The 23,176-nt window shown below is 72.1% G+C and carries 21 protein-coding genes; 15 read left to right on the plus strand and 6 right to left on the minus strand.

The window, feature by feature from the left end; all coding sequences use genetic code 11:
• Nucleotides 1–15: 15 nt before the first annotated feature.
• Both ACIHIX_RS28790 and ACIHIX_RS28795 read right to left on the minus strand, forming a co-directional pair.
• Nucleotides 16–2,463, minus strand: a complete 2,448-nt coding sequence (locus tag ACIHIX_RS28790) for an ABC transporter permease (RefSeq protein ID WP_399961086.1) — start codon at nt 2,461–2,463, stop codon at nt 16–18.
• Complete coding sequence (locus ACIHIX_RS28795; protein WP_399961088.1) at nt 2,457–3,197, minus strand: ABC transporter ATP-binding protein; 741 nt, start codon at nt 3,195–3,197, stop codon at nt 2,457–2,459. The genes ACIHIX_RS28790 and ACIHIX_RS28795 overlap by 7 nt, the downstream gene beginning before the upstream one ends.
• Nucleotides 3,198–3,385: 188 nt before the next feature.
• Here ACIHIX_RS28795 and ACIHIX_RS28800 point away from each other — a divergent pair, with 188 nt between their 5' ends.
• Complete coding sequence (locus tag ACIHIX_RS28800; protein ID WP_399961090.1) at nt 3,386–4,672, plus strand: sensor histidine kinase; 1,287 nt, start codon at nt 3,386–3,388, stop codon at nt 4,670–4,672.
• A complete protein-coding gene (locus ACIHIX_RS28805) occupies nt 4,645–5,304 on the plus strand; it encodes a response regulator (RefSeq protein ID WP_399961092.1) in 660 nt (219 codons plus the stop codon). Before ACIHIX_RS28800 ends, ACIHIX_RS28805 begins: the two co-directional genes overlap by 28 nt.
• A gap of 15 nt (nt 5,305–5,319) precedes the next feature.
• Here ACIHIX_RS28805 and ACIHIX_RS28810 read toward each other — a convergent pair whose 3' ends face one another.
• Nucleotides 5,320–5,796 (minus strand): GNAT family N-acetyltransferase, encoded by a 477-nt coding sequence (locus tag ACIHIX_RS28810; RefSeq protein WP_399961094.1) that lies wholly within the window; start codon nt 5,794–5,796, stop codon nt 5,320–5,322.
• Nucleotides 5,797–5,881: 85 nt separating this feature from the next.
• Here ACIHIX_RS28810 and ACIHIX_RS28815 point away from each other — a divergent pair, with 85 nt between their 5' ends.
• Entirely contained in the window at nt 5,882–6,685 is an 804-nt protein-coding gene (locus tag ACIHIX_RS28815) for an exodeoxyribonuclease III (RefSeq protein WP_399961096.1), read from the plus strand.
• Here the strand turns inward: ACIHIX_RS28815 and ACIHIX_RS28820 are convergent.
• On the minus strand, nt 6,682–7,335 hold the full coding sequence (locus ACIHIX_RS28820; protein WP_399961456.1) for a MerR family transcriptional regulator: 654 nt from the start codon (nt 7,333–7,335) through the stop codon (nt 6,682–6,684). The two genes, ACIHIX_RS28815 and ACIHIX_RS28820, sit on opposite strands and share 4 nt — an antisense overlap.
• Before the next feature lie 161 nt (nt 7,336–7,496).
• Here ACIHIX_RS28820 and ACIHIX_RS28825 point away from each other — a divergent pair, with 161 nt between their 5' ends.
• The 4 genes from ACIHIX_RS28825 (at nt 7,497) to ACIHIX_RS28840 (ending at nt 11,108) form a co-directional block, all read left to right on the plus strand.
• Entirely contained in the window at nt 7,497–9,038 is a 1,542-nt protein-coding gene (locus ACIHIX_RS28825; protein WP_399961098.1) for a flavin-containing monooxygenase, read from the plus strand.
• Nucleotides 9,035–9,952, plus strand: coding sequence for an alpha/beta fold hydrolase (locus tag ACIHIX_RS28830; RefSeq protein WP_399961100.1), 918 nt, complete (start codon nt 9,035–9,037; stop codon nt 9,950–9,952). Before ACIHIX_RS28825 ends, ACIHIX_RS28830 begins: the two co-directional genes overlap by 4 nt.
• Complete coding sequence (locus ACIHIX_RS28835; protein WP_399961102.1) at nt 9,949–10,833, plus strand: SDR family oxidoreductase; 885 nt, start codon at nt 9,949–9,951, stop codon at nt 10,831–10,833. Before ACIHIX_RS28830 ends, ACIHIX_RS28835 begins: the two co-directional genes overlap by 4 nt.
• Before the next feature lie 89 nt (nt 10,834–10,922).
• The gene (locus tag ACIHIX_RS28840) at nt 10,923–11,108 is read left to right on the plus strand and encodes a hypothetical protein (RefSeq protein WP_399961104.1); all 186 of its coding nucleotides are present in this window, start codon (nt 10,923–10,925) and stop codon (nt 11,106–11,108) included.
• Between the two features lie 128 nt (nt 11,109–11,236).
• Here the strand turns inward: ACIHIX_RS28840 and ACIHIX_RS28845 are convergent, their stop codons facing one another.
• Entirely contained in the window at nt 11,237–14,494 is a 3,258-nt protein-coding gene (locus ACIHIX_RS28845) for a S41 family peptidase (RefSeq protein ID WP_399961106.1), read from the minus strand.
• Between the two features lie 170 nt (nt 14,495–14,664).
• Here ACIHIX_RS28845 and ACIHIX_RS28850 point away from each other — a divergent pair, with 170 nt between their 5' ends.
• The 8 genes from ACIHIX_RS28850 (at nt 14,665) to ACIHIX_RS28885 (ending at nt 21,999) form a co-directional block, all read left to right on the plus strand.
• On the plus strand, nt 14,665–15,270 hold the full coding sequence (locus ACIHIX_RS28850; RefSeq protein ID WP_399961108.1) for a TetR/AcrR family transcriptional regulator: 606 nt from the start codon (nt 14,665–14,667) through the stop codon (nt 15,268–15,270).
• Between the two features lie 131 nt (nt 15,271–15,401).
• Nucleotides 15,402–17,603, plus strand: a complete 2,202-nt coding sequence (locus ACIHIX_RS28855; RefSeq protein ID WP_399961110.1) for an MMPL family transporter — start codon at nt 15,402–15,404, stop codon at nt 17,601–17,603.
• Nucleotides 17,604–17,738: 135 nt separating this feature from the next.
• Nucleotides 17,739–18,152 carry a hypothetical protein gene (locus ACIHIX_RS28860; RefSeq protein ID WP_399961112.1) on the plus strand — a complete coding sequence of 138 codons (414 nt, stop codon included), beginning with the start codon at nt 17,739–17,741 and terminating at the stop codon, nt 18,150–18,152.
• Nucleotides 18,153–18,162: 10 nt separating this feature from the next.
• Nucleotides 18,163–18,714 carry an isochorismatase family protein gene (locus tag ACIHIX_RS28865; RefSeq protein ID WP_399961114.1) on the plus strand — a complete coding sequence of 184 codons (552 nt, stop codon included), beginning with the start codon at nt 18,163–18,165 and terminating at the stop codon, nt 18,712–18,714.
• A gap of 75 nt (nt 18,715–18,789) precedes the next feature.
• The gene (locus ACIHIX_RS28870; RefSeq protein ID WP_399961115.1) at nt 18,790–19,308 is read left to right on the plus strand and encodes a YbaK/EbsC family protein; all 519 of its coding nucleotides are present in this window, start codon (nt 18,790–18,792) and stop codon (nt 19,306–19,308) included.
• Nucleotides 19,305–20,150 (plus strand): EamA family transporter, encoded by an 846-nt coding sequence (locus ACIHIX_RS28875; RefSeq protein ID WP_399961117.1) that lies wholly within the window; start codon nt 19,305–19,307, stop codon nt 20,148–20,150. The genes ACIHIX_RS28870 and ACIHIX_RS28875 overlap by 4 nt, the downstream gene beginning before the upstream one ends.
• A 29-nt stretch (nt 20,151–20,179) precedes the next feature.
• The gene (locus tag ACIHIX_RS28880) at nt 20,180–21,646 is read left to right on the plus strand and encodes a toll/interleukin-1 receptor domain-containing protein (protein ID WP_399961119.1); all 1,467 of its coding nucleotides are present in this window, start codon (nt 20,180–20,182) and stop codon (nt 21,644–21,646) included.
• A 77-nt stretch (nt 21,647–21,723) separates the two neighbouring features.
• Nucleotides 21,724–21,999 (plus strand): DUF1876 domain-containing protein, encoded by a 276-nt coding sequence (locus tag ACIHIX_RS28885; RefSeq protein WP_399961121.1) that lies wholly within the window; start codon nt 21,724–21,726, stop codon nt 21,997–21,999.
• A 4-nt stretch (nt 22,000–22,003) separates the two neighbouring features.
• Here ACIHIX_RS28885 and ACIHIX_RS28890 read toward each other — a convergent pair whose 3' ends face one another.
• Nucleotides 22,004–23,158 (minus strand): serine hydrolase domain-containing protein, encoded by a 1,155-nt coding sequence (locus ACIHIX_RS28890; RefSeq protein WP_399961123.1) that lies wholly within the window; start codon nt 23,156–23,158, stop codon nt 22,004–22,006.
• Between the last annotated feature and the right edge of the window lie 18 nt (nt 23,159–23,176).

Raw genomic sequence — 23,176 nt, forward strand, 5'->3', positions numbered from 1 at the left:
TGATGACCGTCTCCCTCAGCGGCGGCTGCCCACGGGACCCCGTAGCGCCAGACCCGCCGGCACCACCGCCGCGGTGACGGCCAGGAGCGCGCAGGCCATGGTCGTCGCGCCGAGTTCGGGCCAGGGGACGTGGATCGGGGACCGGACCGACTGAAGACCCAGGGCGGCCCACATGCCGGTGAGGTTGAGGGCGGTCACCAGCAGGCCCAGGAGCGCGCCCACGGCGACCACCGTCAGGGACTCCAGGGCCACGAGACGGAGCACCTGGGCGTTCGTGGCCCCGGCCAGCCGCAGGGACGCCAGCTCACGGGAGCGGTCGGACGTCGCCATCAGGAGCGTGTTGGCCACGGAGAGGGCCGTGTACAGGAGAGCGATGCCGAGGACCAGGAAGTAGCCGAGGCGCGTGGTCGAGTCGGCGGACGCGAAGCCGGCCGCGGGGTAGGCGACGGCCAGCCACGCGTCGCGCGTGAGCAGCGTCGCCTCCGGGGCCGCCGAGCGCAGCGCCGTCCGCACCACCGACGCCTCGGCGCCCTCCCTCACCTTCACCTCCACCCGGTCGACCACCGCCCCGCGCGCGTTGACCGGCGTGATGTACACCCCGTTGTCGCCCGTCCCGACCGGCATCACCGCGGCGATGCGAAGGGATCTGCGAGTGCCGTCGCCCAGCCGGACGGTGACGTGTTCGCCGACCCGGTGCCGCGCCCACTCCTCGTTGACGACGATCGAGCCGTCGGAGAGGTCGGCGATCCGCCCCGCCGCGAGCGGTACGGCGGTCGTCGCGGCCAGCCGCTCCGGATCGACCGCCCTGGCCTCGGACTTGACGAGAGCCACGCCCTCCTCCAGCACGTACACCGCGCTCGACGCGGTCGGCGAGACCACGGCGCCCCGGACCGCGCGCAGACGCTCCAGCGTGCGCGCGTCCAGACCCGTCGCGGACGTCATCACGAAGTCCGCCCGCGTGCGCTCGCTCGCCTCCGTCGCCCGCGCGTCGTCCAGGGTCGCCGTCGCGCCCAGCAGTGAGCCCGTCAGCGCCACCGTGACCAGGACGGGAGCGGCGAGGGCGGCCGTGCGGCGCAGAGCGGTCGTGGTGTTGGCGCGGACCAGCGTCCCGCGAGGAGTGAGGAGCCTGATCAGAGGACGGGCCAGGAGGGGCGACAGGAGGGCCGTGGCTGTGATCAGGAGCAGCGGGCGACTCGTGTACGTCTTGCGGTGCAGCAGATCGCCCGGGTCCGTCAGCAGCGCCAGGGCGAGTGTGACCGCCGCCGTCAGCAGCAGGGCGATCCCGCACAGGAACCGGGGCATTGTCAGCGGGTGTTCGTCGGCCGTGGCCTCACGCAGGGCCTGGGTCGGGGCGGTGCGGCCGGCCCGCCAGGAGGCCGCCGTCGCCCCGCACAGCGCCACCAGCAGGCCCGTCCAGAACGCGACCTGGTACGGCCAGGCATGGTCGCCGATCGTGAACCAGGCCGGGGCGATGCCACTCTCGACCACTCGATCCGCCAGCCACGGGGCGCCGTACGACCCCATGGCGCACCCCGCCGCCGACGCGAGGACGCCGACGAGCAGCGCCTCCGTCAGCACCGTGCGGCGGATCTGGCCCGGCGTCGCGCCCACGGTCCGCAGCAGGCCGAACTCCCGGCGGCGTTGGGTCACCGAGAAGGCGAAGGTGGACGCCACGACGAACACCGACACGAAGCCCGTCACCCCGCCGGCGGTGCCGAACAGGGCGTTCAGGGTCGTCAGGGCCTCGGCGTCGCGGTGCGGGTCCGCGTCCGCGAGCCGTCGCTCGGCGCCCACCAGGACCCGGGCGCCCGATCCCGAGGCCGCCACCACCCGTCGTACCGCCTCCGGCGCGGCCTCCACCACGAGTTGCGTGCTCACCGGCGCCAACTCGGCCGCGCGCGCGTCCGGGTAGAACAGCGCGCGCTCGAAGACGCGGGTGCTCCCAGCGCCTTGAGCGCCCGCCGCGCCCGCCGCGCGCACCGTGCCGACCACGCGGACCGTCCCGTGTGCCGTCCGTAGGCGCTCTCCCACGGTCGTCCGGGTGTCCGTGGAGACCACTTCGTCCGGCGCGTGGGGCGGGCGGCCTGCTGTCAGGTGGTACGGGGCGAAGGCCGCGGTCGACCAGGGGTGGCCGATCAGGTCGTCGCCCACGGCGAAGGCGCGGTCCTGGGTGACCTTGCCGAGCGTGCGGAGCGCGGCCACCGTCCGTGCCGGTATCGGGCCTGGATGGGCGAGGGGCTGGGTGCGGTCGCCGATCCGGGTCGGCACGTGCAGGGTGTCCTGGGCCTTCACCACGACCGGAGCCGCGGCGAAACGTTCCGGCCCGCGTTCGGGGGCGTCGACGGAAGAGGCGAGGGCCAGGCCCATGACCGTGAGGAGGGCGACGCCGAGGGACAGGGCGACGAAACTGCCGGTGAAGCTGGTCCAGCGGGAGCGGAGGCCGGGCAGGGCGAGAGTCAGCACGGAACCGCCTCCAGGCACGTCATGCGAGCCGCCACGTCGGCCGCCGACGGGTCCGTCAGCTCACCGTGCACGCGGCCGTCGACCAGGAAGACGACGCGGTCGGCGTACGAGGCGGCGACCGGGTCGTGGGTGACCATGACGATCGTGCGGTCCTCGGTGTCGACGAGTTCGCGGAGCAGGGACAGCACCTCGCGGCCCGTGCGCGAGTCCAGGGCGCCGGTCGGTTCGTCGGCGAAGAGCACCTCGGGACGGGTGATCAGAGCGCGGGCCAGGGCGACGCGTTGCTGCTGTCCGCCGGACATCCGGTCCGGGCGGTGCCGGGCACGGTCGCCGAGGCCGACGCGTCGCAGCGCCTCACGCGCGCGTGCTCTCGACACCCGCCGGCCGGCCAGGCGCAGTGGCAGGGCGACGTTCTGCTCGGCGGTCAGGGCGGGCAGGAGGTTGTACGCCTGGAACACGAAGCCGACGCGTTCGCGGCGCAGCAGGGTCAGGCGCCGTTCGCTCAGCCCGGTCAGCTCCGTGTCACCGAGGCGCACCGAGCCCGATGTCGGCCGGTCGAGGCCCGCCGCGCACTGCAACAGCGTGGACTTGCCCGAGCCGGAGGGGCCCATGACGGCCGTGAACGTGCCCTGGGGAAAAGCGAGCGAGACGCCGTCGAGCGCGGTCACACCGCCGTCGCCGGTGCCGTACCGCCTGTGGACGGTGGTCAGTCGGATCGCGGGGTCGGTCGTCATCTGCCCTCATCGCGTCGGGGAGGGCTGCGAAGCCCTCGGCAGGTCGAAGCAAGTGGGCTTCAGCCAACCGTCCGACGGGCCCTCGAAGCAGTGCGGCAGGGGCGAGACCTGGGGTAGGGCCAGGCATACCCCAGGTCTCGCCCCCGCTGGATTCCGCCCGCCGCCGACCGCCTCCTACCGTGATCTCCATGACGGTGTGGCAGGCGCTCGGCGGGCGCGGATATCTGAGGTCGGCGTGGCCGTGGCGGTCGGTCGCGTTCCTGGCGGGCGGGGCACTGTTCGGGGCGGTCGTGCTGGTCGGGATCGTCGCCGGGGTCGTGGTGGGCGCGGCGACGGCCGTCGTGCTCGTCGGGCTGCCGCTGCTCGTGCTCACCGCGCTGTCCGGGATTCCGGTGGCCGCCGTGGAGCGGTGGCGGGTCGGGGCTGCCGGGGTGGGGCAGGTGCCCGCAGGGGCGCATAGGACGCCTGACGCGCCAGGGCTCGCGCGCTGGCTCTCCGTGCGGCTCAAGGAACCGGAGACCTGGCGGGAGTTGGCGTACGCCGTGTTCCTCGCGCTCGTGCTGTGGCCGCTGGACGCGCTCGTCGTCACCTTCGCGGCCGGAGTGCCGCTGTTCCTGCTCGCGACGCCGCTCCTTGTCGCCGTCGACGGGGAGGCGAAGGTGGTGAAGCTCTGGACGGTCGACACCTGGCCGACCGCGTTCGGGGCCATGGCGGCCGGAGGCGTGTTGCTCCTGGTCGGGGCGTATGTGCTGGGGGTGGCCGCCGGGGCGCGCGCCGAGGCGGCCAAGGCGCTGCTGGGGGCGGATGCGCAGAACAGCGCGCGGGTGACCGAACTCGTGCGCTCGCGCGTGCGGTTGGTGGACGCCTTCGAGGCGGAGAGGCGCCGTATCGAGCGCGATCTGCACGACGGCGCACAGCAACGGCTCGTCGCCCTCACGATGGGCCTCGGCCTCGCCCGTCTGGACGCCCCGCCCGGCCCGCTCGCCGACCAACTCGCCCGGGCGCACGGCGAGGCCGAGAGAGCCCTCGCCGAACTCCGCGAACTCATCCACGGAATCCACCCCAAGGTCCTCGCGGACTACGGCCTCGAAGCCGCCGTCGCCGACGCGGCCGACCGCAGCGTGATCCCGGTCGACGTGGGCCTCGACCTTCCCCGGCGCCTGCCCCAACCCGTCGAGGCCGCCGCGTACTTCGTCGTCTGCGAAGCCCTCGCCAACGTCGCCAGGCACAGCGGGGCGAGTCGCGCGGTGGTGAGCGGGGGAGTGACCGGAGGCGGACAGGAGAGGGAGCGGCTGACGCTCGAGATCCGGGACGACGGACGGGGCGGCGCGGACCTCGGCGGCGGCACCGGGCTCACCGGTCTCGCCGACCGGGTGTCAGTGCTCGATGGCAGACTTTTCCTGTCCAGCCCGCCGGGTGGACCGACCCTGCTGCGAGTGGAGATCCCTTGCCGGCCGACCGAGCCCTGCGCATAGTCCTCGCCGAGGACAGCGTCCTGCTGCGCGACGGCCTCGTCGGCCTGCTCACCCGGTTCGGAAACGAGGTGGTGGCGGCCGTCGGCGACGCGGACGCGCTCCTCACCGCCGCCGCCGAGCACGCGCCGGACGTGGTGGTCACGGACGTCCGCATGCCGCCCGGCTTCCAGGACGAGGGGCTGCACGCGGCGGTGAAGCTGCGCGAGGAGCGGCCCGGGCTGCCGGTGCTGGTCCTCAGCCAGTACGTGCAGCGGGCCTACGCCGCCGAACTCCTCGACTCCGGGGACGGCACCGGAGTCGGATACCTGCTCAAGGACCGGGTGGGCCAGGTCGAGGAGTTCGTGGACGCGCTCCACAAGGTCGCGGCCGGGGGCACGGTCGTGGACCCCGAGGTCGTACGGCAACTGCTGCGCCGCCGACGGGATCCGCTCGCCCGGCTCAGTCCGCGCGAGCGGGAGGTGCTGGCACTGATAGCGGAGGGCAGGTCCAACGGCGCGATAGCCAAGGCGCTGGTGGTGTCCGAGGCGGCCGTCGGCAAGCACATCGGCTCGATCCTCACCAAGCTGGACCTGCCACCGGCGGACGACACCCACCGCAGGGTGCTGGCGGTGCTCGCGTACCTCAGAAGCTGACTCCGGACGCGCTCCTCAGAGGGCCTTCGCGTAGCAGCGGCTCGACTCGTAGTGCCGGTAGTAGCCGAACTTCGCGCAGGGCTCGTAGCCACTGGAGAGGTACAGCGCTATGGCCTCCGGCTGCTTGTCGCCGGTCTCCAGGACCATGCGGACCCGGCCCGCCGCCCGCGCGTCCTCCTCCAGCGCGGCCAGGATGCGCCGGGCGATGCCGCGACCGCGTGCCTGCTCGACGACGTACATCCGCTTCAGCTCGGCGTCCCCGTCGCCGTACCCCTCGTCATTGGCGTCCTGGGTGCGCCAGCCGCCCGTGGCGACCGGGCTGTCGAACTCGTCGTAGGCGATGAGGTAGACGCCGTGCGGCGGCGCGAAGTCCGACGGGCTCAGGAACGTGGCGTCGCCGCCGTCGCCGTACCGGGCGGCGTACTCGGCCTGCACCTGGTCGTTGAGCTTGACGGCGTCGGGGTGGTCGAAGGTGACGGGGCGGATGTCCATGGGCAAACCGTATACCAATGTGTAGGAACGTATATTGATACAATCCAGAACAGGACTCAGTCCAGTGTGCGGGTAAGGTGCCCTGGTGCTCACTGTGACCTCTGCGAATGTAAACGGACTCCGCGCCGCCGCGAAGAAGGGCTTCGTGGAGTGGCTCGCCGACACCTCCGCCGACGTGCTCTGCCTCCAGGAGGTGCGTGCCGAGCCGGGGCAGCTGCCCGAAGAGGTCCGCACGCCCGACGGCTGGCATGTCGTGCACGCCCCCGCCGCCGCCAAGGGCCGCGCCGGTGTTTCCCTCTACACCCGCCGCGAGCCCGACCGGGTGCGGATCGGCTTCGGGTCGAGCGAGTTCGACACCAGCGGCCGGTACGTGGAGGTCGACCTCCCGGGTGTGACCGTCGCCTCCCTCTACCTCCCCTCCGGCGAGGTCGGCACCGAGCGCCAGGACGAGAAGGTCCGCTTCATGGGCGAGTTCCTCGCCTACCTCAAGGAACTGCGCGAGCGGGCCGCCGCCGACGGCCGCGAGGTCGTCGTCTGCGGCGACTGGAACATCGCCCACCAGCCGGCCGACCTGAAGAACTGGCGAGCCAACCAGAAGAACTCCGGCTTCCTGCCGGAGGAACGGGCATGGCTGACGCAGGTCCTCGACGCGGGCGACGGGGGGTACGTCGACGTGGTGCGGGCGCTGCATCCGGAGGTCGAGGGGCCGTACTCGTGGTGGTCGTACCGGGGGCGGGCCTTCGACAACGATTCGGGATGGCGCATCGACTACCACGTCTCGACCCCCGGTCTGGCGGCCAGGGCGGTCAAGGGGTTCGTGGAGCGGGCGGCCACGCACGCCGAGCGCTGGTCGGACCACGCGCCGGTGACCGTGGTCTACGACCTCTAGGGCTGCCCGCCTCGGGACTCCGGGCCCGCTCCGCCCTGCTTGCGCAGCCGTCGGTCCAACGCCAGGGACAGTTCCGCCTCCACCACGCTGCGGGCGAGCGGGCGTAGGCGTTCGAGGTCGTTCTCCGTGGCGTAGTGGAGGACCAGGTCGGTGAACATTTCCGCGAGTTCGTCCACGTGGTCGCGGACGCGTTTGCCGGCGGCGAGGACCTCCGCGAGGGGGATGCCCTCGGCGACCAGGGCGGAGGAGACGTCGAGGAGGCGGCGGCTGATGTGGACGATCTCGTCGCCGTCGGTGCCGAGGTAGCCGAGGTCGAGGGCGGCGGCGAGGTTCTCCGGGGTGACCTGGCCCTCGAAGCGGGCGGCGAGTTCCTCCGGGGTGAGGTGGACCGGTTCCTCCTCCGAGGGGGGCTCGACCCCCAGGAGGTCCGCCACGTCGCGGCCGTTGTCCAGGGCTTCGGCCAGTTCCGCGATGCCCGTCAGGGTGTGGCCGCGTTCCAGCAGCGCCGCGATCGTGCGCAGCCGGGCCAGGTGATGGTCGTCGTACCAGGCGATACGGCCCTCGCGGCGGGGCGGCGGGATCAGTTTGCGTTCGCGGTAGAAGCGCAGGGTGCGCACCGTGATGCCGGCCTGCCTCGCCAGCTCCTCCATGCGGTACTCGCGGTGCTCCTGCTTCTCCGTCACGGCCGCAGCCTATGTTGTACCGCCGGTAACTTTCCTTTCCTCGCCCCCTACCCATCGGTACGGAGCTGCTCTACCCTCCCATTGCGCCAGTGTTCACTGGCGGAGTCCGAAAGCGTGGAGGGTTCGGGATGACCGAGCACGAGCATGTGCGGGTGGCGGTGATCGGGTCCGGGTTCGGTGGGCTCGGGGCCGCCGTGCGGCTGCGGCGGGAGGGGGTCACCGACTTCGTCGTGCTGGAGCGCGCGGACAGTGTGGGCGGCACCTGGCGGGACAACAGTTATCCCGGGTGCGCCTGTGACGTGCCCTCCCACCTGTACTCCTTCTCCTTCGCCCCCCATCCCGACTGGCCCCGCACCTTCTCCGGGCAGGAGCACATCCGGGCCTATCTGGAGCATGTGGCCGACGTCTTCCACCTCCGGCCGCACATCCGCTTCGACTCCGAAGTGATGAAGATGACCTGGGATGCCGGCAAGCTCTGCTGGGACATCGAGGTCAAGGGGGGCAGGCGGCTCTCCGCCGACTTCGTCGTCTCCGCCACCGGGCCGCTGTCCGACCCCAAGATGCCCGAGATCCCCGGCCTCGACTCCTTCCCCGGCAAGGTCTTCCACTCCGCGCGCTGGGACCACGACTACGACCTGCGCGGCAAGCGGGTCGCCGTGGTGGGCACCGGGGCCTCCGCGATCCAGATCGTGCCCGCCATCCAGCCGCAGGTCGGCCGGCTCACCCTCTTCCAGCGCACCCCGCCCTGGGTGATGCCCCGCATCGACCGGGCCATCACCGGCGCCGAGCGGGCGCTGCACCGGGCGCTGCCGTTCACCGGGCAGGCCCGGCGTGGACTGCTGTGGGGGATCCGGGAGTTGCAGGTCTCGGCGTTCACCAAGCACCCCGACCAGCTCGGGTTCGTCGAGCAGTTGGCCAAGCGGAACATGGGGCGGGCCGTCAAGGACCCGGCCCTGCGCGCCAAGCTCACCCCCGACTACCGCATCGGCTGCAAGCGCATCCTGCTGAGCAGCACCTACTACCCGGCGCTCGCCCGGCCCAACGTCGATGTCGTCGCCAGCGGTCTGCGGGCCGTGCGCGGCTCCACCCTCGTCGCCGCCGACGGCAGTGAGGCAGAGGTGGACGCCATCGTCTTCGGCACCGGCTTCCATGTCACCGACATGCCCATCGCCGAACGGGTCGTGGGCGCGGAGGGCAAGACGCTCGCCGAGGTGTGGAAGGGCGGCATGGAGGCCCTGCGCGGTGCCTCCGCCGCCGGGTTCCCCAACTGGATGACCATCATCGGCCCCAACACCGGGCTCGGGAACTCCTCGATGATCCTGATGATCGAGTCCCAGCTGAACTACATGGCGGACTTCGTACGGCAGTTGGACGTGCTCGGCGGTCGCGCCGCCCTGGACGCCCGGCCGAGCGCCGTCGGCGCGTGGAACCGGCGGGTGCAGGAGCGGATGAAGCGCACGGTGTGGAACACCGGCGGCTGCACCAGCTGGTACCTCGACGAGAACGGCCGCAACACCACCATCTGGCCGGGGACGACGGGCGAGTTCCGGCGGGCGACGCGGCGCGTGGACATCACCGAGTACGAGGTGCTCCGCGCGAGGAAGACGGAGGAGAAGCAGGCGGCCGAGAAGAACGCCGCCGGGGAGAAGACGGCGGAGGTGTCCGCGTGAGCCGGCTGATGTCCGTCGGGGACGGGCCGTACGCCCCGCCCGTCCCGGCCCGTGAGCTGACCGCCGTCTCCGCCGACGGAGCCCGGCTGCATGTCGAGGTCCACGGTCCCGAGGGCGCCCCCGTCGTCGTCCTCGCCCACGGCTGGACCTGCTCGACCGCCTTCTGGGCGGCGCAGATACGGGATCTCGCCGTCGACCACCGGGTCGTCGCCTACGACCAGCGCGGTCACGGACGCAGTCCGGCGAGCCCGGCGTGCAGCGTGGACGCGCTCGCCGACGACCTGGAAGCCGTACTGGAGGCGACCCTCGCTCCGGGGGAGAAGGCCGTGATCGCCGGGCACTCCATGGGTGGGATGACGGTGATGGCGGCTGCCACCAGGAAGAACCTCCGGGAGCGTGCCGCCGCCGTCCTGCTGTGCAGCACCGGGTCCTCGCGGCTGGTCGCCGAGTCGACCGTCGTACCGATCAGGCCCGGACGGCTGCGGACCTGGCTGACCCAGCGCGTCCTCGGGTCGCGGGCGCCGCTCGGGCCGGTCACTCCCCTCGCCCGGCGGATCCTCAGATACGGGACGATGGGGCCGGGTTCGGCGCCGCACATGGTGGAGGCGTGCGCGCGGATCGTGCACGCCTGTCCGCGCAGGGTGCGGTACGCCTGGTCGCAGGTGCTCGACCTGCTCGACCTCGACCACGGCGTACGCTCCCTCGACGTGCCGACGGCCGTCGTCGTCGGCACGGCCGACCGGCTCACGCCGCCGGTGCAGGCGCGGGCGCTGGTGGCGGCGCTGCCGCACTGCGTCGGGCTCACCGAACTGCCGGGAGTCGGGCACATGACGCCCGTGGAGGCTCCCGACCTGGTCACCGGGAAGATCCGGGACCTGGTGATGACGTACGCGACGCTCAAGGAGGGCGCATGAGCAGGGTCGGTCTCGAGGGACAGGTCGCCGTCGTCACGGGCGCCGCGCGCGGTGTCGGGGAGCTGCTCGCGCGGAAGCTGTCGGCGCGGGGGGTGAAGGTCGCGCTGGTGGGCCTGGAGCCGGACGCGTTGAAGCAGGTCTCCGAGCGGCTGCACAGCGAGAGCGAGCACTGGTACGCCGACGTCACCGACCACGAGGCGATGGCGCGGGTGGCCCAGGAGGTCAAGGAGCGGTTCGGCAAGGTCGACATCGTCGTCGCCAACGCCGGTGTGGCGACCGGCGGGCCCTTCGTGGACTCCGATCCCGAGGCGTGGCGGCGGGTGATCGAGGTGAACCTGATCGGGTCGGCGGTGACGGCCCGTGCGTTCCTGCCGGTGCTGATGGAGAGCCGGGGGTATCTGCTCCAGATCGCCTCGCTGGCCGCCATCACGCCCGCGCCGATGATGACCGCGTACTGCGCGTCCAAGTCGGGTGTGGAGGCGTACGCGCACAGTCTGCGGGCCGAGGTCGGCTACAAGGGCGTACGGGTCGGGGTCGGGTATCTGTCCTGGACCGACACGGACATGGTGCGCGGGGCCGACCAGGACGAGGTCATGCGGGAGCTGCGGCAGCGGCTGCCGTGGCCCTCCAACAAGACGTATCCGCTGGGTCCCGCGGTGGACCGGATCGTCGCCGGGATCGAGCGGCGGTCGAGCCATGTGTACGGGCAGTGGTGGCTGCGCGGGATGCAGGGGGTGCGCGGGTATCTGCCGGGGCTCATCGGGACGGTCGGGGTGCGCGAGATGCGGCGCTTCGGGGACCGATTGGAGGGCATGCGGTCGGGACTCGTCGGCGCAGGTGGGGCGGCTGACGAGGAGGCGCGCGCTACACGGCGTGACTGATCGAAATGCGCAGTGTGTCCGGTCGTGTGAATCTGGTCGAGGCCCCGGCAAGGGGCTCTTCCCCTCACCCTCTTTGGGAGTGAACCCACATGGGTATGAAGGACCAGTTCCAGGACAAGTCGGAACAGTGGCAGGAGCAGGCCAAGCAGAAGGCCCAGCAGGGCCGGGAGCAGGCTCAGCGCGGCCAGCAGCAGCGTGGCAAGCCGCGTGACGAGGAGACGGAGCGGCTCCAGCGCGAGGAGCAGGACCGGATCGACCAGGACTACGACGCCTAGTCGCTGACGGTTTGTGTGAGGCGCCCTGAGTTTGCTCGGGGCGCCTCACGTTTGTGTTTCGGGTGCGGGTGGGTGGGGGCTTGTCGCGCAGTTCCCCGCGCCCCTTGGGGAGTTGTCCCTCCCCTTTCTCAAGTCCGCGGCGGAAGTTTTGGCCTTGATCGGTTCGGTACGTCGCTGTAGTCCGGTGGGGTCGCCGGAGGCGTTGTGGTCAGCAGGTCCACCGCCAGTTGCACCGCGTCGTCCAGCTGGGCGTGGCGGCCTTCCGCCCAGTCCAGGGGGGTGCGCAGAATCTCCAGGTCCGGGGTGACGCCGCGGTTCTCCACGCTCCAGCCGTACGCGTCGAACCAACCCGCGTTCATCGGCACGGTGATGACCGTGCCGTCGCCGAGTTGGTGTCGGCCGGTCATGCCGACGACTCCGCCCCAGGTGCGCTGGCCGACCACCGGGCCCAGTTTCAGCAGCTTGAAGGCGGCCGTGATCATGTCGCCGTCGGAGGAGGTCGCTTCGTCCGCCAGCGCGACCACCGGGCCGCGCGGGGCGTTCGAGGCGTACGAGACCGGCTGGGCGTTGCGGGTGAGGTCCCAGCCGAGGATCGTGCGGGTCAGCTTCTCCACCACCAACTCGCTGATGTGGCCGCCCGCGTTGCCGCGTACGTCGACGATCAGGGCCGGCCTCGACACCTCCATGCGCAGGTCCCGGTTGAACTGGGCCCAGCCCGAGCCGCCCATGTCGGGGATGTGCAGGTAGCCGCAGCGGCCGCCGCTCAACTCCCGTACCACCTCCCGGCGTTTGGCCACCCAGTCCTGGTACCGCAGGGGGCGCTCGTCGAGGAGCGGGACGACCGCCACGCGCCGTGCGCGGCCCTCGCCCTCCGCCGGGGTGAACGTCAGCTCCACCGTCGTACCGCCCGCCCCGGCGAGCAGCGGGTACGGACCGGTCACCGGGTCGACCGGGCGGCCGTCGACGTGGGTGAGGACGGCGCCCTCGCGGATGCCCGTGCCGGCCAGCGGGGAGCGGGCCTTGGAGTCGGAGGAGTCGCCGGGGAGGATGCGGCGGACGGTCCAACCGGCCTCTCGGCGGACGAAGTTGGCGCCCAGCAGGCCCTGGCGGCGCTGGTAGTGGGGCGGGCCCTCGTTGCGGCGGGCGGCGGTGACATAGGCGTGGGAGGTGCCGAGTTCGCCGAGGACCTCGCGGAGCAGGTCGGCGAACTCGTCGGGGGTCGCCACCCGTTCCACCAGCGGACGGTACTGGTCGAGGACCGCGTCCCAGTCGATGCCGCACATCCCGGGGTCCCAGAAGTAGGCGCGGATGATCCGGCCCGCCTCCTCGTACGACTGGCGCCACTCGGCGCCCGGGTCGGCCTCGTGCAGGATGCGGCGGGCGTCGATCCAGACGGTGGAGTCGCTGTCGCCGGACTCCGTGGCGGGCACCGCGCGCAGGTCGCCCTCGTCGACGATCACCAGCCGTGAGCCGTCACCGCTGACCGCGAACCAGTCGAGGTCGTCGACGAGTTCGGACTTCTTGGCCTTGGTGATGTTGAAGTACTCCAGGGTCGGACGGCCGCTGGTGTCGTCCGGGTTGGCGAAGGTCTCGCCGAGCGCGCCCGAGATCGGCCAGCGCAGCCAGACCAGGCCGCCGCCCGCCACCGGGTACAGCGCCGAGTACTTGGAGGCGCTGACCGGGAAGGGGGTGACCCGGCTCTCCAGGCCCTCGACCTCCACCGTGACCGTGCTGCCGTCGCCCGGCTCGTCCTCCGCCGGGTCGAGGCCGCCGGCCGCCGGGCGTCCCTCCGGGGTGAGGGCGAAGGGGGAGGGGGTCGCGGAGGACAGCGGTACCAGGTACGGGCGGCAGCCCAGCGGGAAGGAGAGGTCGCCGGTGTGGACGTCGTACACCGGGTCGAAGCCGCGCCAGGAGAGGAAGGCGAGATAGCGGCCGTCCCGGGTGAACACCGGGTTCTCGTCCTCGAAGCGGCCGTTGGTGACGTCGATGATCAACCTCTCCCCGCCTCCCTTCGGGGAGACCCGGGCCATCTTGATCTGGCGCAGGGAGCGGCCGATCCCCGGGTGGGACCAGGTCAGCCAGGAACCGTCCGGCGAGAAGGACAGGTCGCGCACCGGGCCGTTGATCGAGCGGATCAGCTCGGTGACCTCGCCGTTGGAGTCCTCGGTCGCGTCGATGAGCGAGAGCCGGCCGTCGTGGGAGGCGATGGCCAGGCGTTCGCCCTGGGGGTCGGACACCAGTTCCAGGACGCGGCCCAGTTCGCCGGAGGCGAGGCGGCGGGGCTCGCGGTCGCCGGTCGCGCGGGGCAGAGAGGCGATCTCGATCGCGTCCTCGCCGTCCGCGTCGGTGACGTACGCGACCTGGCCGACCGAGCCGAGCATCTCCGGGAGCCGGACCCGTACGCCCGGGGTGTCGGTGATCGTCCGGGCCGGGCCGTCGCGGTGGGTGAGCCAGTACAGGCTGCCGCGGACGACGACGGCGCTCGCGCGGCCCGTCTCGTCGACCGAGACGCCGTCCACGTGCTGGGCGGCCGGCACCTGGTACGTGCGGCGGCCCGCGCGCGGGCCGCTGAGACGGACGTCGAGCTTGCGTGGCGTTCCGGCCGGGGACAGGTCGTCGACGATCCACAGGTCGCCCGCGCACTGGTACACCACCCGGTGGCCGTCGCTCGCCGCGTGCCGGGCGTAGAAGGCGTCGTGGTCGGTGTGGCGGCGCAGGTCGGAGCCGTCGTGGGCGCAGGAGTAGAGGTTGCCGATGCCCTCGTGGTCGGAGAGGAAGGCGATCCGGCCGCCGACGAACATGGGGGAGTGGAGGTGGCCGTCGAGGTCTTCGAGGAGCCGGTGGCCGTGCAGCCAGAGGCGGCCTGTGGCGCCGCCCCGGTAGCGCTTCCAGGCGGCCGGTTCGTGCGGCGGGGTGCCGGTGAGCAGGAGGGTTCTGCGGTCGCCGTCGAGGTCGGCGACCTGGAGGTCGGAGACCGGGCCCCAGGGCAGCTTGCGGCCGGGGTCGCCGTCGGTGGGCACCTTGTAGGCCCAGGTGAAGTACGAGAAGGGCTCCCCGTGCGAGGCGACGGCGAGGATCTGTGCCCCGCCGTTGCTGTCGGCCGGGGTCCAGCCGCACACCTGGGTGTCCGGCGACCCCCAGTAGGTCAGCTGTCTGCCGGGCCCGCCCGCGACGTCCACCAGATGGATCTCGGGCACGAGGCTGCGCCAGCTCGTGTACGCGATGCTCCGGCCGTCGGGGGAGAAGCGCGGGTGACCCACCTTGGTGCGGTCGACGGTGAGCCGCCAGGCGCGGTCGGCTCCGTCCAGGGGGGCCAGCCACAGGTCGTCCTCGGCCACGAAACACAGCAGGTCGCCGCTCAGATGCGGAAGGCGCAGATAGCTCACCTCCTCATGCTTTTCCGGGGGACGGGCCGGAGCAACTTATGAAAAAACGCCCCGGGTGACGCATGACACGAACGAAACCGTTTCGTTTCGCTTGCTGGGTGCGCTACATTCGTCACGTACGAAACCGTGTCGTTCGGCGCGGTGACCCGGAGCGGGAAAGGGTGAGTGGCATGACTGAGGTCGCAACGGCGCGTCGCAGTCGGATCACGCCCGAGCGTGAGGCCGAGTTGTACGAGGCCGTGCTCGACCTGCTCCGCGAAGTCGGCTACGACGCCCTCACCATGGACGCCGTGGCCGCTCGCACCAAGTCCAGCAAGGCCACGCTCTACCGCCAGTGGGGCGGCAAGGCCGAACTCGTCGCCAAGGCCGTGCGGCACACCAAGCCCGGCGGGGTGGGTCTCTCCGAGATCGACACCGGGTCGCTCCGCGGCGACCTGCACGCCCTCACCCTGCGCTCGGACGACTGCACGATGGAACAGAACTCCGCGCTCATGCGGGGCCTGGCCATGGCGATCCACGGCAATCCCGATCTGCTGAAGGCGTTCAAGGAACACCTCATCGGACCGGAGATGGCGGAGTTCCGTACCGTGCTGCAACGCGCGATCGACCGCGGTGAGGTCCGGCCGGACAACCCCGCGATCGACTTCGTGATGCACATGATGATCGGCGGGTTCGCCGCCCGTTCGATGATCGACGAGCAGCCGCCGACGCAGGCCTTCCTTCTGTCGTACATCGACGCCGTGGTCCTCCCCGCCCTCGGCAGCCCGCGCGACTGACGCCTTTCCCCAGCACGACCCCTTCACCTGACGTACCCGCTCATGTCGTCGGGACGATCACCCCTGCCACCCACCGGGCTGATCACCCCTGTCCCTGAACCACCCCACGACCTGACCGGGAGTACGCCCACGTGGCCACTTTCCTGTACAAACTCGGCCGGCTCGCCTTCCGGCGACGGCATTTCGTCGCCCTGCTCTGGGTCGCCCTGCTGACGCTCGCGGGCGTCGGCGCGGCCAGCGCCCCCGCCGCGGGCTCCTCCTCCTTCTCGATCCCCGGCACGGAGGCGCAGAAGGCCTTCGACCTGCTGGAGCAACGTTTCCCCGGGGCCAGCGCGGACGGCGCGACCGGACGGCTCGTCTTCAAGGCGCCCGAGGGCGAGAAGATGACCGACGCCGCCAACAGGGCGACCGTCGAGAAGACCGTGGCCGCGCTCGGCGACGGCTCCGAGGTCGTCTCCGTCACCGACCCCTACAAGACCAACGCCGTCAGCAAGGACGGTACGGTCGCCTACACCTCCGTCTCCTACGACGCCCCCTCCATGGAGCTCAAGGACTCCACCCGGGACGCCCTGGAGGCGGCCGGGGACGAGGCCAAGGACGCCGGGCTGACCGTCGAGGTCGGCGGTGACGCGCTGCAGGCCGGGGCCGAGCCGGGTGCCATCGGCGAGGTCATCGGCCTCGCCATCGCCGCGGTCGTCCTGGTCATCACCCTGGGCTCGCTGGTCGCGGCCGGGCTGCCGCTGCTGACCGCGATCATCGGCGTCGGGATCGGTGTCTCCACCATCACCGCCCTCGCCAACGCGCTCGACCTCGGCGACACCACCTCCACGCTCGCGCTGATGATCGGCCTCGCGGTCGGCATCGACTACGCCCTGTTCATCGTCTCCCGCTACCGGGGCGAGCTGGCCGAGGGCCGCGACCGCGAGGAGGCGGCCGGCCGGGCCACCGGCACCGCGGGCTCCGCGGTGGTCTTCGCCGGCCTCACGGTCGTGATCGCGCTGGCCGGACTGTCGGTGGTCGGTGTGCCGATGCTGAGCAAGATGGGCCTCGCCGCGGCGGGCACGGTCGTCATCGCCGTCCTCATCGCGCTGACCATGATCCCGGCACTGCTCGGCTACGCGGGCAAGAAGATCCGTCCGACAGGCGAGAAGCGCAAGAAGTCCGCCGCGAAGACAGTCGAGAAGCCGAACCTCGGCACCCGCTGGGCCAGCTTCGTCATCCGCCGCCCGGCCGTCGTGCTCCTGCTCGGTGTCGTCGGCCTGGGCGCCGTCGCCCTGCCCGCCACCTCCCTCGAACTGGGCCTGCCGGACGACGGCTCGCAGCCGACCTCCACCACCCAGCGCCGCGCCTACGACCTCCTCTCGGAGGGCTTCGGACCCGGCTTCAACGGCCCGCTGATGGTCGTCGGCGACGCCAAGGACAGCTCCGACCCGAAGGCCGCCGCCACCGAGGTCACCGACCGGATCAAGGGCCTCGACGACGTCGTGACCGTGACGCCGGCGGCGTTCAACAAGGCCGGGGACACCTTCACCATCACCGTGATCCCGGACTCCAAGCCCTCGTCGACCCAGACCGAGGACCTGGTGCACGCCATCCGGGACAGCGGGGCGGACGTCAAGGCCGCCACGGACACCGACGTCCTGGTCACCGGCACCACGGCCATGAACATCGACTTCTCGCAGAAGCTCACCGACGCGCTGATCCCGTATCTGGCGCTCGTGGTCGGCCTGGCCTTCCTGCTCCTGATCGTGGTCTTCCGCTCGATCCTGGTCCCGCTGAAGGCGGCCCTCGGCTTCCTGCTCTCGGTGCTCGCCGCGCTCGGCGCCGTCGTCGCGGTCTTCCAGTGGGGCTGGCTCGGCGGTCTGATCGGGGTCGAGGAGACCGGCCCGATCATGTCGATGATGCCGATCTTCATGGTCGGCGTGGTCTTCGGCCTCGCGATGGACTACGAGGTGTTCCTCGTGACCCGGATGCGGGAGGCGTACGTCCACGGCGAGTCCCCGAGTCAGGCCGTCGTCACCGGCTTCAAGCACAGCGCCCGGGTCGTGGTCGCCGCCGCGGTGATCATGATGGCCGTCTTCGGCGGCTTCATCAGCTCCAGCGAGTCCATGATCAAGATGATCGGCTTCGGCCTCGCGATCGCGGTCTTCTTCGACGCGTTCGTCGTCCGCATGGCGATCGTCCCGGCGGTGCTGGCGCTGCTCGGCAGGAAGGCCTGGTGGCTGCCGAAGTGGCTGGACCGCGCCCTGCCGAACGTGGACGTCGAGGGCGAGGGACTGCGCAAGTCCGACGACGACCAGAAGGACGAGGACCGGGAGCTCGTACGGGCCTGACGTACGGGTCCTGAACCGAAGCCGTGGTGTAGCGCGCTACACCACGGCTTCGGCAGTTCCCTCCCTCGTGGCGGTGGCCCCGGAACGGAAGGCTGGACGACAGATCCAGAAGCCCCGTTTCGAAAGGCCGGAACCATGAGCTCTCCCCTCGCCACCGTCAAGAAGTTCGTCGCCGACCTGCTGCTGTGGCAGTGCTTCGTGGTCGGGCTCGCCGCGAGCGCGGGCGCGGGCGCCGTCCTCGACGGCACCCGGAAGGACGTCGCCACGGCCGTCGGCACGGTGGTCGCGCTGATCGCCGGCTCCCGCATCGCGAAGAAGCCCCGGATCAAGGCGTTCCTGTCCCGGCCGGGCACCCTGTGGTTCCTGTTCCTCTTCAACGGCGGTACGGCCGTCGCCATGTACTTCACGATGGACGGGGTCAAGGGCGTCCTCGCCGCCGCGATGATGGGCCTGGTGTCGCTGGGGGCCGCGGGCGGCCTGGTCGCGGGCCGACGCAAGAAGGCGGAGGCGGAGGCGGAGGTCGGGGCGGTTGTCAGTGGCCGGGTCTAACGTGGCGGGCATGACCACACTTGCCGCACGACCTCACACGGCCCTGCTGGTGATCGACGTCCAGAAGGGCGTCGTGGCCGACGCCCACGAGCGGGACGCGGTCGTCGCCACCATCGCCGCGCTCGTCGACCGGGCCCGCGAGGAGGGCGCCCCGGTGGTCTGGGTCCAGCACTCCGACGAAGACCTGGTGAAGGGCAGCGACGCCTGGGAGTACGCGCCCGAGTTGATACGCCGGGACGCGGAGCCCCTGATCCACAAGAACTACGGCGACTCCTTCGAGGACACCGAACTGGAGGAGGTCCTCGCGGGCGCCGGGGCGGGCCACCTGATCGTGACCGGTGCGTCGACCGACGTCTGCATCCGCTCCACCCTCCACGGCGCCTTCGTCCGCGGCTACGACGTCACCCTCGTCGCCGACGCCCACACCACCGAGGACACCAGCAAGTGGGGCGCCCCACCGCCGGACCAGGTCATCGCCCACACGAACCTGTACTGGCGGTACCAGTCGGCGCCGGGGCGGACGGCGGCGGTGGCGGAGGCGAAGGACGTGACCTTTCACTAGGGCCTGGCCGACTTGGTTTCAGTACCCGGCTTAACCGTTCGCCTGTGCCCTACACCCACCGCTAGCGTGCCCCGCATGACGACGACCGACAGCCCAGCGGGCACCGCCGACTCCGGAGCCCACCCCCTGTTCGCCGAGGCCCTGCGGGAGAAGGGGCTCGATGACCTGCGTACCCGGGTACGCCGGTTCCCGGAGGCGACCCGTACCGCCGCCGAGGCCGCCGCGGCCATCGGGTGCGAGCTGAGTCAGATCTGCAAGTCGCTGATCTTTGCCGCCGACGGGGTGCCGGTGCTGGTGCTCATGGACGGGGCCTCCCGGGTCGACGTCGAGCTGGTGCGCGAGGTGCTCGGGGCCGAGAAGGTGACGCGGGCCAAGGCGGACGTCGTACGGGAGACCACCGGGTACGCCATCGGGGGCGTGCCGCCCTTCGGGCACCGGACCAGGACGCGGGTGCTGGCCGACCGTTCGCTGCTGGAGCACGACCTCGTGTGGGCCGCGGCCGGGAATCCGCACGCCGTCTTCCCCATCGCCCCCAAGGACCTCGTCGCGCACGCCGGTGCCGACCTCGTGGACGTGCGCGAGCGCACCGCGTGACGCCGGCCGTCACCGCGGCGGTACTGCTCGCCGCGGTCACGCACGCCAGCTGGAACGCCATCGCGCACAAGATCACCGACAAGCTGGTCGGGTTCACCCTGATCGCCGGCGGCGGGATGCTGATCGGGCTGGTGATGGTGCCGTTCGTGGCGATACCGGCGGCGGGGGCGTGGCCGTATCTCCTCGCCTCGGCCGTGATCCACGTCGTGTACTACCTGCTGCTGATGAAGTCCTTCCGGCTCGGGGACTTCGGGCAGGCGTACCCGATCGCCCGCGGCAGCGCGCCCCTGGTCGTCACGGTGCTCGCCGCCCTTTTCGCCCATGAGGTGCCGGACGGGTGGGCCGCCGCCGGGATCGGGGTGTCCTGCGCCGGACTCACCGGTGTCGCGCTGTGGGGGCTGCGTGGGCGTCGGCCCAACTGGGCGGCGATCGGTGCCGCGTTGGCGACGGGTCTGTCCATCGCCGCGTACACCGTCGTCGACGGGCTCGGGGTGCGGGCCTCCGGGTCGTCGCTCGGGTACATCGCCTGGCTGATGGCTCTGGAGGGCGTGTTCGTACCGGCGTACGCGCTCTACCGTCTGCGCGGTCAACTGATCGCCGAGCTGAGGCCGTTCGCCGCGGTCGGACTGCTCGGCGCCGCGCTCTCCGTCGCCGCCTACGGGCTCGTCCTGTGGGCGCAGACCAAGGCCGAGCTGGCGCCGATCGCCGCGCTGCGGGAGTCGTCGATCATCGTCGGCGCGGCCATCGGGGCGGTGTTCTTCAAGGAGCGGTTCGGGGCACCGCGGATCGTCGCGGCCGGGTTGCTGGTGGCCGGGATCGGGCTCATGTTGCACGCCGGGTGACCGGGCGGTCACTGGCTAACCTGTGGGCCATGAGCGGTGTCTTCATCAACTACCGCAGGGGCGGGCACTGCGGCGTCGTCGACGATCTCGACGCGGCGCTCGCGGGGCACTTCGGCCGCGGGCAGGTGTTCCTGGACCGGCCGTCCCTGCTGCCCGGCCAGCGGTTCGCGGACGCGCTGGCGGAGCGGGTCGGCGACTGCGACGCGCTGGTCGCCGTGCTCCACCCCGGCTGGGCGGACGCGCGGCATCCGACCGGGGCCCGGCGGCTCGAGGACGGGGCCGACTGGGTCCGGCGGGAGATCGAATGGGCGCTGGCGGGCGGGAAGTTCGTCCTGCCGGTGCTGCTCGACGGGGCCGAGATGCCCACCGCCGCCGAACTGCCCGACTCGCTCCGGGCGCTCGCCGGCCTCAACGCGCCCCGGCTGCGCGAGGCGCACTGGAGCGCCGACCTCGCCGTGGTGATCGCCGCGCTGGAGGGGAGCGTGCGCGCCGAGTGGCAGCCGGTCCCGGCGCCCGAGGAGCGCGGGGTGCGGCCCGGGCGGTGGCTCGGGGCGCTGACCGCGCTTCTCGCCGCGGCCGTCCTGGTCGGCGTGCCCGCGCTGCCGCAGGACGACGACTGGGTCGGCACCGGTGTGCTGCCGTACACCCTGACCGCCGCCCTGATGTGCTGTCTGCTGCTGTGCGCGCCACTGGTCGCGGTCGCCGCCGTGCGGGTCGTACGGCGGTCCGTCGACGACCTGGAGCGTGAGCTGCACGCGGTCCGGCACCGGACGTACATCCGCAAGACCTGGCCGGTCGGGGTCGGGCTCGTCCTGGTCGGGGTGTACGGCGCGGTCCGCGGCGACCTGGGCATGGTGCAGGCGCTGGTCCTGCTGCTGATCCTGGGTGTCGCGGTGGCCAGGGCGGCGGCGACCGACATCCGGCTGCGCCGCCGCGACGACGACCTGTGGGCCCGCTGGCCGCACCGGCTGCCCGAGCGGGTCAACCGGGCCGAACTGCGCCGCGCGGTGGCCCGGCTCCACGTCCGCCTCGACCGGATGACCGCCCCCCTCTCGCGCGAGCAGCGGGAGAAGGCGGACTGGGAGCTCCTCGACATCGGCGTGGCCGTCGGACGGGTCGCGGACGAGGCGGGGCGTCCGCGCGGGCGGTGGCTGCGGCAGGACCATCCCTGGGTCCTCGCCGGGTACGTGGTGTGGCTGGCGCTGATCGCGGCGCTGGCCGCCGCGTCGGGGCTCGCCTTCGCCGACGCCGGCGAGGGGACGGTACGGCGGTACGTGACGCTGGCGGTGGTGGTGCTGATCGGCGTACTGCTCGCGCTCGCCACGCTGGAGCTCGCGCACCGGTACCAGCGGCGGCAACGGCGGGAGCTGGTACGGCAGGTGGGCGGGTTCCGGGCGACGCTGGCCGCGCGGGTGGCCGCGATGAGCCGGCCCGCGCGCACCAAGCCGACGGCGCCCGCGCCGCGGCCGGAGGAGTACGCGGAACCCGAGCAGTGACCAGCCGACTTCGGACGACTGGTCGCGGTCGCCTCTTCGGTAGCACTCTGGAAGGAGTTCTTCCGGAGGTGATCGTCATGATGCACACCACTGTGGGATGGCACGTCGAGATGGAGTTCATGGAGGACAGCGAGCACACGCGCGCGGTGGCGATGGTCCGGCTGCCCGACGGCAGCGAGGTACGGGCCCACGGCCAGGCCAGCCGCCACCACACCGACTCGAATCAGCCGCGGGTCGGCGAGGAGATCGCCGGTGCCCGCGCACTCAACGAGCTCGCCATGCGGTTGCTGACCAAGGCGCACGGCGAGATCGACGCGGCGTCCGGGCGGACGTCCCACCCGATCCACGTGTAGCCGGCTATACGGCTGCCCGTACCGCCCGCACCAGCGCCTGCGCCCGCGGATCCGCCGTGACCGTCTTGCGCAGGCCGTTGGTCACATAGCCGAAGGCGATGCCGGACTCGGGGTCGGCGAAGCCGAGCGAGCCGCCGCGGCCGGGGTGGCCGAAGGAGCCCGGGCCGAGGAACGGGGCCGCGCTGCCGTGCAGCATGTAGCCGAGGCCGAAACGGGTGTTGACCACCAGGACCCGGTCGGGCCCGGCGGACTCCTCGGCGCGCGCCCGCTCCACGGTGGCCGGGGACAGCAGCCGGACGCCGTCCACCGCGCCGATCGTCGCCGCGTAGAAGCGGGCCAGACCGTCGGCCGTGGCGATCCCGTTGGTCGCGGGCAGGGCGCTCGCCCGGTAGGCCGGGTCGTTCTGGTCGGGGAAGGGCGTGATCGCGCCGAAGGCGCGGTTGGTGAGGGAGTCGGGATCCTTGTAGGCCTCGGTGACGGAGCGCCTCGGGCGCATCCGCAGTGCGGCGGCGGCCTCCGGGGCGTCGACCCGGCCCACGCGCCCGGCCCGGTGCGCCTCCGTCTCCGGCAGCCCCAGCCACAGGTCCGCCCCGAGCGGCCCGGCGATCCGCTCGGCGATCCACTCGCCGGTGCCGCGGCCCGTCACCCGTCGCACCAGCTCGTCCAGCAGCCAGCCGTACGTCAGCGCGTGATACCCGTGGTCCGTGCCGGGCTCCCAGACGGGTGTCTGCGCGGCCACGGCCGCCGGGCCCGCCAGCGGGTCCAGGGCCTGCGCGGGGGTGATCGGGTGGTCGAGGACCGGCAGTCCGGCCCGGTGGTTGAGTACGTGCCGGACCAGTACCCGCTCCTTGCCGTGCGCCTTGAACTCCGGCCAGTACGCGCCGACCGGCGCGTCCAGGTCGAGCTGTCCGCGCTCGGCCAGCATCAGGGGTACGGCGGCGGCGACGCCCTTGGTCGCCGAGCGCACGATCTGGGCGGTGCCGCGCTGCCACGGTTCGCCGCCGTCGACGTCCTTGGTGCCGGCCCACAGGTCGACGACCCGGCGCCCGTCCCGGTACACGGTGACGGCCGCGCCCCGGTCGCCGAGCTGCTCGAAGTTGCGGACGAACGCGTCCCTGACCGGCTCGAAGCCCGCTTCGACCGTGCCGTTCACGTCCACGTCCACACTCCTGTTCGC

The sequence above is a fragment of the Streptomyces sp. NPDC051913 genome (genome assembly GCF_044593635.1).
Taxonomy (GTDB): Bacteria; Actinomycetota; Actinomycetes; order Streptomycetales; family Streptomycetaceae; genus Streptomyces.